The organism is Candidatus Methanoliparum sp. LAM-1 (assembly GCF_020885915.1).
Lineage (GTDB): Archaea > Halobacteriota > Methanoliparia > Methanoliparales > Methanoliparaceae > Methanoliparum > Methanoliparum thermophilum.
The window spans coordinates 172,711-186,391 of the sequence record NZ_AP025251.1; the positions used below are offsets into that span (position 1 = coordinate 172,711).

Sequence of the window (13,681 nt, forward strand, 5' to 3'; positions counted from 1 at the left end):
GATGTATATTACAAATGAGATCGAATATAGGTTTATCAGGCGTTTACTGGGAAAATAGTAGATAATATCGGCTGCTCGCCGTCCGATGGATGGCTTGGTTTGGGCGCTGATGAAGGGCGTGGCAAGCTGCGATAAGCCTCGGCGAGGTGCAAGCAACCAAAGAACCGAGGATTCCCTAATAGGATGTCCTACTCTTGTTAGAGTACTCCGTATAGGAGGAGGAACGTGGGGAATTGAAGCATCTTAGTACCCATAGGAAAAGAAATCAAAAAGAGATGCCGTGAGTAAAGGCGATCGAAAACGGCAGAGTCCAAACTGAATCCTCGTTAAGAGGAGATGTAGTGTTTTAGGACCTAATGTACGCTTGGCAAAAGAAACCGAAGTTCCTTTGAATAGGATGCCATAGAGGGTGATAGCCCCGTAGGTGTAATTTTGCCAAGTATTTGATTGGGTATCCTGAGTAGTGTGGGTCGGAAATCCCGCATGAAGTTGGGGGACACTAACCTCCAAGACTAAATACGTCCCAAAACCGATAGTGCAATAGTACCGTGAGGGAAAGCTGAAAAGTACCTCTAGAAAAGAGGTGAAAAGTGCCTAAAATCGGGCGGTTATTGTGTGATATGGCTCAGAAGGATCGAATCTTCTCGAAGGAAATCTTTGTAAAGGGAGAGTACGAGAGAAGAGGACCAGGGTCATATTGTACGTGGTGAAATACGGGCCAGGGAGTGTATTCGAGTGGTAAGGCTAAATCGAAAAGATGAAGCCGAAGGGAAACCAACAGGTGCGTAGCCTGTATAGGCGTGGCACGACGTTTTTAGAGCGTGAAATCACTCGAATACGACCCGAAACCAGGTGATCTAAGCGTGGGCAGGATGAAGCGTGACGAAAGTTGCGTGGAGGTCCGTAGAGATGTTGATGTGCAAATCACTCTTTTGACCTGCGTTTAGTGGTGAAAGTCCAATCAAACCTGGATATAGCTGGTTCCTCCCAAAACATGTCGTAGCATGACCTCATCAGAGATGGATAGTATGGTAGAGAACTGAATTGGAGGCTAGGGAAGGAAACTTCTCTCCTCCTTATCAAACTCCGAACATACTATCGTCATAGAAGATGGGAGTCCGGGTTGGGGGATAAACTTCTAACCCGAGAGGGGAACAACCCTGACCGGAGTTAAGGTCCCTAAATGTCAGTTAAGTGTTAAGGGTAAAAGGCTTATATACCTAAGACAGCTGGAAGGTTAGCTTAGAAGCAGCTATCCTTTAAAGAGTGCGTAAAAGCTCACCAGTCGAGGTGTATAAACCTTAAAATGGACGGGGCTAAAACTGACTACCGAGACTCCGGGGCACCGAGAGGTGATCCGGTAGGGAGGCGTTCGGGATGGGTAGAAGCAAGGCCGTGAGGTCTTGTGGACCGTCTTGAAATGAAGATCCTGGCAATAGTAGCAGCATAATTCCGTGAGAATCGGAATCGCCGGAAGGGCTAGGTTTCTTCGGCACTGTTCGTCAGCCGAAGGTTAGCCGGTCCTAAGATAAGTCGTAATTCGAGCTTATCAAAAGGGAAACAGGTTAATATTCCTGTGCCGCTATTTTACTTAGTTAAGAAGAGGACGCTTTGGGATAGGCTGGGCTGTCTTGTCTGGCAGTCTAAGCTTTTGAAACCCGTGGAGAACCGTAATGGTGAGAAGCGGGTGAAGAGGTGATGGCGAAAGCCAGCTGATTCCGAGAGCCCGTGAAAACCCTTCTTGATGTAAAATAGTGACCGTACCAAGAACCGACACAGGTGCCCCTAGGTGAATAGCCTAAGGCGTGTCGGATTTAATCAAGCCAAGGGAACTCGACAAATTAGCCCCGTATCTTAGGTATAAGGGGTGTCTGCCGTGAAGACGGCAGATCGCAGTGACAAAGAGGCTTCGACTGTTTAATAAAAACATAGGTGGTCGCAAACCCGTAAGGGCTGGTATGACCATTGAGTCCTGCCCAGTGCCGGTACCTGAAAGCCCTTTTCAAGGGGAAGAAGGGCCGGTAAACGGCGGGGGTAACTATGACCCTCTTAAGGTAGCGTAATACCTTGCCGCTTAATTGGCGGCTTGCATGAAAGGATTAACGAGAGCCTCACTGTCCCTGGCTTGAATCCGGTGAAATTGACGTCCCAGTGTGAAGTCTGGGGTTTCCCAATGGGAAGTGAAGACCCCGTGGAGCTTAACTGTAGCCTGTCGCTGGAATACGGTCTTGGATGTGCAGAGTAGGTAGGAGGCGTAGAAGTCTTCTCGCCAGGGAAGATGGAGCCGTCGATGAGACACTACCCTTCTGAGGCTGTATTTCTAACTTCGAGAGAAGAACAACGATTGGTGGACAGTTTGGGTGGGGCGCCACCCCGCTGAAAAGATATCGGCGGGGCCCAAAGGTCGGCTCAGGTGAGTCAGAAACTTACCGTAGAGTGTAAGGGCATAAGCCGGCTTGATGTGATTCTGGATAACAGGGAATCACAAACCGAAAGGTGGGCCTAACGAACTTTTAAATCCCTCTTAGTGAGGGTTAAAAACAACAGAAAAGCTACCCCGGGGATAACAGAGTTGTCGCCAGCAAGAGTACATATCGACCTGGCGGTTTGCTACTTCGATGTCGGCTCTTCCTATCCTGGCTGTGCAGCAGCGGCCAAGGGTGGGGGAGTTCACCCATTAAAAGGGATCGTGAGCTGGGTTTAGACCGTCGCGAGACAGGTTGGTTACTATCTATTGGGAATGCACGAACATCTGAGAGGAGGTTGGAAGTAGTACGAGAGGAACCTTCTAACGGTGCCTCTGGTTTACCAGTTGTCCGACAGGGCAATGCTGGGCAGCTACGCACCACCAGATAAGAGCTGAAAGCATCTAAGCTCGAAACTGACCTCAAAAATAGATGTTCTTAAGGGTACCTCTAAAAGAGAGGATTGATAGAGTTGGGGTGTAAGCACTAAGGTAACGAGGTGTTCAGCCTGCAACCACTAACAACCCGAGCCGTTTTTGTTATCTGCTATTTTCTTGGCGTATACTGATAAACCTATGCTTACCTACTGCCTTGGCGGCCATAGTGATGAGGAAACACCCGGTAACATTCCGAACCCGGAAGTTAAGCTTATCACGTTCTCCATTGTACTGAAGTGCGCGAGCCTTCGGGAAGTCGAGTTTGCTGCCAAGGCAATTTAAAGTTTGCAATTTTCGACAAAATTTTTTGCAAATGGAAGAAAAGATGCTGCATGAAAATGAGTGTAAGTTGCGAGCGTATTATAAACCTTCATGCCATCCTTTCCGTCTTTTATACCTTCGCCGCGGGTAAGATTTATTGTATAGTTTTTTCCTCCACAAAAAGCGATCGATTTATGAAATTCGTGCCCTATAAACTTATCGTTCTCTCTACCTATAACAGAATTCTCTGTAAATTTTCCTAAAACGTAGTTTACTACTCTTCTATCTCTATTCATTGATGAATATCCGTCTATTAATCCAACAAATGAATATTCATCATTTTTTATTACCATCTTATCCATTAAATAGACTAAACCGCCACATTCTGCAAAAACTGGTTTTTCTCTCTCACAAAATCTTTTAATATCCGTTAGCATGCTTTTATTGGATTCTAGATCTTCTGCATAAAACTCAGGATATCCCCCACCTATATATAGCCCATCTACCTCTGGCAGTTTTTTGTCATGAATTGGGCTAAAATATATCAGTTTTGCACCGGCATTCTCTAAGAGATATAGATTATCATAATAGTAAAAATTAAATGCTTCATCCATAGCAATCCCGATTTTTACCGTATTTTGCTGTGACGATTGAAAAAAGATCGTATTTGATGATTTTAAGTTTTCTATATCTTCTGAGGATTTAGCAATAGATACGATCTTATCTATATCTACATAATCCGCTATAAGTCTCTTGATATTTTCAATAGTATTAAAAAAATTTTTATCGGTTTTCTCTCCCTCTTTAGCCGGTACCAATCCCAGATGTCTCATTTTGATTCCTGTAAAACTATCTCGTGGTATAGATCCTAATACTTCTAGGTTGGTATATCTATTTATTGCTTCTTCTGCCTTCTCTTTATGTCTCTTGCTTCCAAGATGGTTTAGGATAACACCGCTAAAATTTATCTCTGGATCGAACAACTGATAACCTTTAACCAGTGCTGATGCACTTCGTGTAATGCTTCGTGCATCTATGACCAAGATAACAGGAGTTTTTAGTACCTTGGCAATCTGAGCTGTACTTCCTATATCATTCGATGCAGAGTAGCCTTCGTATAATCCTCTAACCCCCTCTATTATAGATATATCTGCATCTTTGGTTGCATCGAAAAAGATATCTCTTATTCTTTCGTCCTTCATTAATAATCCATCTATATTCCTAGATGGCCTACCTGTAATGAGAGAATGATAGCTTGGATCTATATAATCTAATCCTACTTTAAACGGTTGGACCACGTATCCTTTATCCTTCAAGTTAGCCATCAAACCCATTGAAACGGTGGTTTTTCCAGCAGAACTTCTATCTCCTGCAATCAATACTCTTTGATCCATTTATTTATGTGTAAAATAAGCGATGATCTCTCCATCCTTATCAACAAAATCAATCCTTGCATAGCCGAACCGTTCTAACTGTACGACTTCGTCGATCGAATTCTCCAATCCTTCTTCTCCTAATCCATTATAGGTACCCTCGGGTGATATTACTCTCATTTTTAAACCTGATGGCAACCAGTGAATTATAGGAAGATCTTTTATCTCATCACCTGCATAATAAACCTCGTTTTTATCTATTCTTACGTTGAACAACCCTTTCAATCGTACGATTGAGTTCATATATTTATTATAATCTTTACTTGTTATGAAAACAACATCTTTGAAATTCAGCTCTCTATAGCCTCTTTCTGGAAAATTAGGGTGTATTGGTATTTTAACATGCTTTTCAACGGAGTTATCTATACCTTTTACCTTAAGCTTTATAGGATCGTCCACAAAAAAATACCTCTTTGCCTTATCATCTATTATCTTTCTATTCTCCGCATATAAGTTTTCCATGCTTATTGTTATATCAGATATATTCACTCTTAGGCTTATTACGAAATTTTTAATTGCTATCGGATCGATTCCCCTCTTTTTCAACGCTCTTATGGTAGGAAGACGTGGATCATCCCATCCTGTATATTCTCCATTCTCTATACCTTTTTTAATAGAACTGGTACTTATCTTACCAAACTCGTGTATCTTGATTCTTCCCCAGTATATGGTAACCGGATACTCCCAACCAAAATAATCGTAAAAAAACCTCTGTTTTCTTTCTGAATCTATCAGATCTTTTCCACGAATTATATGAGTCACTCTTAATAGATGATCCTCTATCCCTGACTCAAAATCTAACATTGGCCAGACACAGTATCTATTGCTTATTCTTGGATGATCTTCGTATATTATCCTAAATATGGCAAAATCTCTTAATGCAGGATTTTTATTGTTAATATCCGTTTTAAGACGTAATACTACCTCTCCCTCCTTATACTCCCCTGAGAGCATACCCCTCCAATACTCAAGGTTCTCTTCTACAGATTGATCTCTATGAGGGCAAGGCTTACTATTATCCTTAAATCTTTTAAAATCTTCTTTTTCACAGAGGCAGACATAAGATTTACCCATTTCTATAAGCTTTTTTGCATATTCGTAATATATGGGTATTCTATCCGATGCAATAACTATCTCATCAGGATTATAACCCAGCCATCTACAATCTTCCGCGTACCATTTGTATGCATCAATCAAAGGTCTTTTTGTTTTTGGATCTGTATCATCAAACCGAAGTATAAATTTGCCTTTATACATCCTTGCATACTCACCATTTGTAATTATCCCCCGTGCATGTCCTATTGTTGCAGGACCGTTTGGATTTGGTGCTATACGCATTACTACTGGCTGATCTTTATTTTTTAAAGGTAAAGGTGGTAGAACAGCATCTTTTCTCTTTTTCTCATTATTATCTATTGTATAACCAAGACTTTTTACCAGAACCGCATATCGTTCTCTTTTCTCTCCCTCATCCATGGTAGAAATCTCTTCAATAATATCTTTTATAATTTGAGATAGATCTTTAATATTATCTTTAGCCGCTGGATACTCAGATACTAGTTTACCAACAACAGAGTTTAAATTAGGAGCTGATTTATGTTTTATAGCATTTTCTAACGCGAATAATTTAATAAGTTTGTTAATATATTCAAATCTGCTCTCCATTAATTTTCCTTCCAGATCATTTATTTCTTTTTATAAAATAATTAGCAAAAGATAACATCCTTTCTTTTTTTGGTATATCTATATCTTCTATAGCCGCATAAGAATCTGTCAAAATTTTTTCTGCAATTTTTTCCGCATAATTTATCGATCCATACTTTTTAAATAGGTCGATCACTTCCTTGACTTTATCGTAATCGTATTCAAGACCTAGATGATTCATTATGAACTCTCGTTCATCATCGTTACAATTATTCAAACAATGGATCAAAATTAGGGTTGGTTTTCCTTCTGCTATATCATCACCTATTTTTTTGCCGTATTCTTCTTCTTTTCCCGTTAGATTGAGAATATCGTCCCTGATTTGAAATACAATCCCTAAATTCTCCCAAAAACGCACGATAGACTCTTTCACATCATTTTTAACATCTGCTATTATTGCACCACAACCAGCCGCCGCACCGAACAACACACCAGTCTTTTTTCTCATTAACTCGATCATACCATCTTCATCCAAATCTTTATCTCTTTTAAACTTTATATCCATAGCCTGCCCCTCTACGAGAAGAACGTTCATATCTATCATCTCACAAAATATCCTCCATGCTCGATTTACACCGAGTAAATCTTCATTATCTTTCAACAGCTGGTAAGATAAAGCGTAAAGCCCATCTCCACAATTTAAAACGAGTGGGATTCCATATTTCATATGAAGTGTCGTTTCTCCTCGTCTTAATAGACTGTTATCCTGTATATCGTCATGAATAAGCGTAAAATTGTGAAAAAACTCTATCGCTATAGCTGTAGGTATCGCATTATAGACATCCCCACCAAAAACATCACAGGTGAGCATACACAAGATCGGGCGTAGTCTTTTTCCTCCTCTTGCCAATAACTCTTTCATCGGACCGTAATGTATCTCTGGCTCTTTTCCATTAAAATATTTTGGATAATTATCCTCGATCAACTCTTTATAAAAATCAATGTCCATATCGTGATCTCTTCCTCTGTGCTAATTTTCTAACATCTATCCCTCTTAAAGTTAAATACTCGTTAAGATAACCTGTAATAACTATCGGGATCTCTCTTAACTCATCCAATCTTCTACACGCGGTAAGAAACATCGTAATTTTTAGCCCCTCTATATATCTTTCTAATAAAGCTAAGACCTCTTTATCGCTCTTTAAAGCAGGTTTTACTACCGGTCGGGCTATCGCTGCTATGTCTGCCCCTAATGCTATCACTTTTGCAACATCGATACCGTTTCTTACTCCTCCTCCGCCTATTATTGGAATATTAATGATATCATGACACTCTAACAAAGAAATGGGTGTCGGAATTCCCCAATTCCAAAAATCTTTCCCTAAATCTGCCAAAATTGTGTTACCTTCTTTTTTTGCACGATAGTATTCTACAGCAGAAAAACTTGTTCCCCCGCTACCCTCTACATCTATGGCACTAATCTTTGTGTCTTTTAATCTTTCGCATGTCTCTCTACTTATCCCAGCACCCGTCTCTTTAACTATCACTGGGATATTTACCATATCACACAGCTTTTCTATCTCATCCAAGCATCCTTCCGCATTTTTGTTTCCTTCCGATTGTATTGACTCCTGGAGAAAATTCAGATGGACAAAGATTGCATCGGCATCTATCATATCTATAATCTGCTCGATATCCGTTTTTGTTAGCTCTTTTAATTGTTGAACCCCTATATTTGAAGAGATAAAAGCCGTTGGCGCCTCTTTTCTGGCAATTTTGAATGTTCTCTCCATTGAGGGGTCTTTTATTGCCGATCTTTGGCTTCCTACGCTCATTCCTAACCCAAGTAATTCAATAGCTCGTGCTATATTCTTATTCACAATTTCTGTCTCAGGATGGCCGCCTGTTATTGAGTTTACGATTATCGGAGCTTTAAAATCATGACTGAGAAATTTTTTATCGATCGTTATATCATCTTTATCTATCTCGGGAAGGGCATCATGAATCAGAACCATATCGTCTAACGCTTTGTAAGATGAATCTACTTGATCATTTAAACATATCTCGAGATGTTCTATCTTCCGTCTAGATATCCTTTCATCTGGTTGCTCGTGCAGATATAGCCCTCCTTACTATGATTAAAACAACTATCTTCTTCATTGCATACGTCTATGGTTGGAAACTCACTCCATAGATGTTTGTTATAATTGTGTCTCACTAAAAAGCCTTTCTTATTTATCTTGTATAATCTTTTAAAGATATAAGGCGAGTCTTCATAATAGGTTATACATTCTCTGTATATATCTTCAAAATCATCGTATTTTGTTTTAGAGTTGCATAATGAATAATCGATCTTTAATGAGTTATCTTTAAGAACAAAATCTATGGAACGTCTTGTATAATAATTGTATTCTTTATCTCTCGCTGTTATAAAAAAAATATCATCTTTTTGGTGTTTTTTTAGTAAATCTACTCCACCCGTATAATACTTTAATTTATCCTCAGAAGTTTTATACGCATCATAAAAAAGATCCGATATCTCCTCCTTAGACCGAGACAGATCGGACAAATCCCACTCTTTTATATCTTTACATTTATAATTTTCGTTGAATCTTTCGTTATATATATCCAGAATCATTGATAGAATATCTATTACCACTCCATCTATATCAAATACCACTTTATCCATTCAATTTAAACTCCCTTTAATGAAGTGGGCTCGCGGAGATTTGAACTCCGGAACTCCGCCGTGTGAAGGCGACGTCATAACCAACTAGACCACGAGCCCATTTACGACTCTAAACTTAATCTAGTTTAAACTTTCCTCAAATACCTGCCCCTCAAATTTATATATCTCTGTATTTTCATCTAGCCAACAATCTGGCGGTAATCCTGCTTTAAAACATGTCTGGCAGAGAAACTCTTCTGCGTCCCACCCCCATTCCACAGGTACTTGAGGAAGCAACAATCCTTGATAAAAACCTTTCTTTATGATGAGCCCATCTCGTCCAATCTTTATCATTTTTGGAAGATCTTTTCTATTCTTTACGTTAATCCGCTGTGGCTCGCTAAGTATCGTCACCTCGATATTTATCTTGTCCAACTCATCTTTTTTTATTGGTGGAAATCTCGGATCCTGCGTTGCTGCACTTATCGCTGAATCTATGATAGCATCACCCAACGTTTTTATCGGATACGGATAGCCTATGCAGCCTCTAAGAACTCCACCTTTATTTATCGTAACAAAAACTCCCATTTTTTTATCAAAAGGTGGCTTTTTTATTGGTTCTATGATTATACCCTCATTTATATATTTTTCAATAGTATCTCTAGCCAATCTTACTGCAATCTTCCCATCTTTCAAACTTATAAACATCTTAAAACCTTTTCTTATTTTTGTTTTGTATTATCTTAATATTTATAAATCTTTTATATTTACCTTTACTAGATCTCTATCAGTTCATACTCCATATTGCCCATCCCTAACTTTTCAGCCGTTTCAAGTTGGCGTTCTCCGTATAATCCGTGAAGATTATATAGTATCTCTTTACCTCCTGTTTTATATATCGCATCTAAAGATGCCCGGTCTATTGCTACAGGATCCATCGATGCCATGATCCCGATATCTGGTAGAATGGGTCTCATATACATATTGGCACAATCACAAGATGCCGTTATATCAAGTAAAAAATTAAAAAAACAGATTTTTTCATCTATAAAAAGCGATTTTACAGCAGATGATGCCGCAGCTAATCTCTCCTGCAGCTCGTCTCTCTTTTCTTTTTTGTAAAGTATAGCATTCTCAGGACATATAAAAAAACAATCGGAGCATCCGACGCATTTTTCTTTATCTATTCTTGCCACTCCATCGACAAGATACGGTGCGCCAAATCCACAGGTTTTTACGCATGTGCCACAACCTTTACACTTTTCTTCATCGATATCTGGTGAGAGGATGATATGTTGTACTATCTTACCCCTCTTTGTTACGCATCCCATCCCTATATTCTTTATTGCACCTCCAAATCCGGTTAGATCGTGCCCTTTAAAATGGCTCAAGACTAGCAAAGAATCCATACTGAATAGATCCATCGCTACTTCTACCTCTTGTATAATACCATCTTCTATTCTAACCATCCGTCCTTTATCTCCTTTTAACCCATCCGCTATTATAATGGGTGCATCTACAGTAGCGTAGGTATATCCGTGTTTCATTGCCACATCAAAATAACCCAAAGCATCCTTCCTTTTTTTATTATACAATGTTGTTGTATCAAATATTACCGGTCTTCCGCCATGATCTTTAACTATATCAACAAAAGTTCTGACGTTTTGTGGTTTTAAAAAAGTCTCGTTTCCTTCTTCTCCCATATGCACCTTTATTCCGACTATGTCTCCTTTATCAATTATAAAATTCAAGTTTTCATACAATCGTTTTATCGCCCTTTCTATTACCAAATGATTTCTTTTTTCAAAATTATAAAAATAAACAGGATTCATGGTATTTTTATTCATTTTAGCCCTCCTTATCTGAAAGTAAATTTTTTATCCTTATTTAGTATTCAACGGTATAAATAACTTTCAATCGATATCATTTAAAATTAGAAAAATTTAAATAAAATAAAATAACAGCGTAAACGGAGATCAAAGGAAGATATGAGCAACAATAAAGATGTTCTAGATAAAGTATTCGGTTATGTAGAGGAAAATAAGATACAATTTATTTATTTATGGTTTAGCGATGTTTTAGGCAGACTAAAAAGTTTCTCAATCACACCAAAAGAGCTGGATGAGGCATTTAACGAAGGTATGGGCTTTGATGGATCGTCTATACACGGTTTTGCACGGATAGACGAGAGTGATCTTATTGCCAAACCGGATCCTAAGACGTTTTCTCTGTTACCATGGCAACTGAAAGAGCATCCTGTTGCTAAAATGTTCTGTGATATTCTTAAACCGGATGGAGAACCTTACGAAGGAGATCCAAGATATGCGTTAAAAAGATGTTTGAATAAGATAAATGAAAGAAATTACACTTATAATGTAGGGCCAGAATTAGAGTTCTTTTATTTTAAGAACGATAAAAACCCAGAACCTATTGACAATGGTGGATACTTCGATTTGACGACACTGGATGCAGGAAGCGATTTGCGAAGGGATACGATTCTTACCTTAGAGGCAATGGGGATAGAGGTTGAATATAGTCATCATGAAGGGGCACCGTCTCAACACGAGATCGATCTTAGATATAGGGATGCGCTTACGATGGCAGATATAGTAATGACTTATCGTGTTGTGGTAAAGGAGATAGCAAGGCAATATGGATATTATGCAACGTTTATGCCAAAACCGTTAATAGGAGTCAACGGGAGCAGTATGCATGTTCATCAATCACTATTTAAAAACGGAAAAAACGTTTTCTTCGATTCAAATGATGTTTATCATCTATCAAACACTGCAAAGTGGTATATAGCAGGGTTATTGAAATATGCTCCAGAGATTACATCTATATTAAACCAGTGGGTGAACTCTTACAAAAGGTTTGTACCAGGATTCGAAGCCCCAGTATACGTTTCTTGGGCACGTAGAAACCAATCTACTCTTATAAGAGTACCTATATACAAGCCTGGAAAGGAGGAATCGACAAGAATAGAGTTAAGAAGCCCAGATCCTGCATGTAATCCTTATCTTGCTTTCGCAGTGATGCTTGCTGCCGGATTGGCTGGTATAAAAGAGAAATTAGAGTTACCCTTGCCGATAGAAGAAGACATTTATTGCATGAATAAGTCCGATCTTTCTGATAAAGGAATAACGGTACTGCCAGGAAGTCTGATAGAAGCGATCACGTTGACAGAAAAAAGCAGGCTCGTCCATGATGTCCTAGGCGATCATATCTTCAACAAGTTCATCAGGTCTAAAAAGGTAGAATGGGATAATTATCGTACCCAAGTGACCGAATGGGAACTAAAAAAGTATCTACCTATTTTATGACGTAAAATCTGTTTTCTCAGCAATTTCAAGCTTAAATTCCTTATGAAGTGCTCTAACTCCATCGTATACATGATTCTCCTTGATTACGAACGAGATATTTGCCTCAGAAGAGCCTTGACTTATCATTATAACGTTTATATCTTTTTTAGCCAATGCAGAAAATACTTTTGCTGCCACACCAGGCGTTCCTATCATTCCTGCACCTACTACTGCTATGATTCCTACGTCTCTTTTATATTCTATATCTTTGATCAAATTATCCTTAAACTCCTCTTTTAAACAATTATATGCCTCTTCTACATGATTCTCCTTGATTACGAACGAGATATTTGCCTCAGAAGAGCCTTGACTTATCATTATAACGTTTATATCTTTTTTAGCCAATGCAGAAAATACTTTTGCTGCCACACCTGGCATTCCTATCATTCCTGTACCAATCACAGAGACTAATGCCACATCTTTTATGCAAGATATAGCTTTTACAATCTTATCGCTTTTTTCATACTCTTTGACAATTGCTGTTCCAGGTTTGAACGGATTAAACGTGTTTTTTATCCTAACGCATATATTCTTGTTCATAGCTGGTTCTAGCGTCCTAGGATGAATAACACTAGATCCAAAATATGATAGTTCCATAGCTTCTAAATAAGAAAGCAATGGTATCGTCTGGGCATCTGGAATCAAATCAGGATCTGCTGTCATAATTCCATCAACATCAGTAAATATCCAGATTTCATCAGAATCGATCGCAGCTCCAATTATGGATGCGGTATAATCGGATCCGTCTCTACCCAAAGTGGTGATTATACCTTTCTTGTTCTTCGCGATAAAACCGGTTATTACAATTACTCCTTCTTTCAAAAACGTCTCAACATTCGATCTGATTAATTTATAAGAGGAAGATAATGGTTTAGCATCTCCAAACTTATCGTTTGTAATTAAACCCACCTCGCCGCCTGTGTATGACATTGAGTTTATCCCTAAAGATCTTAAAGATGCTGATACTATCGGTGCGCTCATTCTCTCTCCGAAAGACATTATATAATCCAGCGATCTTAACGTTAGCTCGCCTATATATGATATACCAAGCAGAACATTCTTTAATTCTCGTAAAATATCTTCTTCCTTATCAATGACACTTTTTTGTATATCTTCGTCAAAAATAGCATCTTTTATAGCGGATATGTGTATTTTCCTTGTTTTTTGGATAAAATCCTCTATTTTCTCTTTTTTATAAGAGATATTGTTTTTAATACCTGTTTCATCAAAAAAATCGTTTGACAAATCTTTAGCAACAGATATTAAACTATCAGTAACTCCTGAAAATGCCGAAACTACCACTACAACCTCATTTTTTCCGTTTTCATAATATTTTTTAATAATATTGGAAACATTCTTTATTTTTTCACCGTTTGATATGGAACTGCCACCAAATTTCATTACAATCCTG

Annotated in this window: 9 protein-coding genes, 1 tRNA gene and 2 rRNA genes; 3 read left to right on the forward strand and 9 right to left on the reverse strand. The window is 38.6% G+C overall.

Annotated features, from left to right (window positions below):
- Positions 1 to 63 precede the first annotated feature (63 nt).
- Together LPC15_RS01000 and rrf are read left to right on the forward strand one after the other, a co-directional pair.
- A 23S ribosomal RNA gene (locus tag LPC15_RS01000) occupies positions 64 to 3,003 on the forward strand.
- 52 nt (positions 3,004 to 3,055) lie between these two features.
- Positions 3,056 to 3,176: ribosomal RNA gene (rrf, locus tag LPC15_RS01005) — 5S ribosomal RNA — on the forward strand.
- Between the two features lie 4 nt (positions 3,177 to 3,180).
- On the opposite strand, the gene cfbB is transcribed toward rrf, so the two are convergent.
- The 8 genes from cfbB to LPC15_RS01045 all read right to left on the reverse strand — a co-directional run bounded on the left by cfbB (position 3,181) and on the right by LPC15_RS01045 (position 10,755).
- Positions 3,181 to 4,557: a Ni-sirohydrochlorin a,c-diamide synthase gene (gene cfbB / locus LPC15_RS01010; protein ID WP_229234849.1), complete on the reverse strand. Its 1,377-nt coding sequence runs from the start codon at positions 4,555 to 4,557 to the stop codon at positions 3,181 to 3,183.
- Positions 4,558 to 6,261 (reverse strand): glutamate--tRNA ligase, encoded by a 1,704-nt coding sequence (locus LPC15_RS01015; protein ID WP_229234850.1) that lies wholly within the window; start codon positions 6,259 to 6,261, stop codon positions 4,558 to 4,560.
- A 16-nt stretch (positions 6,262 to 6,277) separates the two neighbouring features.
- Entirely contained in the window at positions 6,278 to 7,249 is a 972-nt protein-coding gene (locus LPC15_RS01020) for a polyprenyl synthetase family protein (protein WP_229234851.1), read from the reverse strand.
- Positions 7,239 to 8,357, reverse strand: a complete 1,119-nt coding sequence (fni, locus tag LPC15_RS01025) for a type 2 isopentenyl-diphosphate Delta-isomerase (RefSeq protein ID WP_324255070.1) — start codon at positions 8,355 to 8,357, stop codon at positions 7,239 to 7,241. The genes LPC15_RS01020 and fni overlap by 11 nt, the downstream gene beginning before the upstream one ends.
- Positions 8,315 to 8,929, reverse strand: a complete 615-nt coding sequence (locus tag LPC15_RS01030) for a 5' nucleotidase, NT5C type (RefSeq protein WP_229234852.1) — start codon at positions 8,927 to 8,929, stop codon at positions 8,315 to 8,317. Before LPC15_RS01030 ends, fni begins: the two co-directional genes overlap by 43 nt.
- Positions 8,930 to 8,954: 25 nt before the next feature.
- Positions 8,955 to 9,028 (reverse strand) — tRNA-Val (locus tag LPC15_RS01035).
- Between the two features lie 21 nt (positions 9,029 to 9,049).
- A complete protein-coding gene (locus LPC15_RS01040; RefSeq protein WP_229234854.1) occupies positions 9,050 to 9,616 on the reverse strand; it encodes a TIGR00296 family protein in 567 nt (188 codons plus the stop codon).
- Between the two features lie 68 nt (positions 9,617 to 9,684).
- Complete coding sequence (locus LPC15_RS01045; RefSeq protein ID WP_229234855.1) at positions 9,685 to 10,755, reverse strand: DUF362 domain-containing protein; 1,071 nt, start codon at positions 10,753 to 10,755, stop codon at positions 9,685 to 9,687.
- Between the two features lie 141 nt (positions 10,756 to 10,896).
- Here LPC15_RS01045 and glnA point away from each other — a divergent pair, with 141 nt between their 5' ends.
- Positions 10,897 to 12,231, forward strand: coding sequence for a type I glutamate--ammonia ligase (glnA, locus tag LPC15_RS01050; RefSeq protein ID WP_229234856.1), 1,335 nt, complete (start codon positions 10,897 to 10,899; stop codon positions 12,229 to 12,231).
- On the opposite strand, the gene LPC15_RS01055 is transcribed toward glnA, so the two are convergent.
- Positions 12,226 to 13,671: an aspartate kinase gene (locus LPC15_RS01055; RefSeq protein ID WP_229234857.1), complete on the reverse strand. Its 1,446-nt coding sequence runs from the start codon at positions 13,669 to 13,671 to the stop codon at positions 12,226 to 12,228. The genes glnA and LPC15_RS01055 overlap by 6 nt on opposite strands.
- Positions 13,672 to 13,681 lie beyond the last annotated feature (10 nt).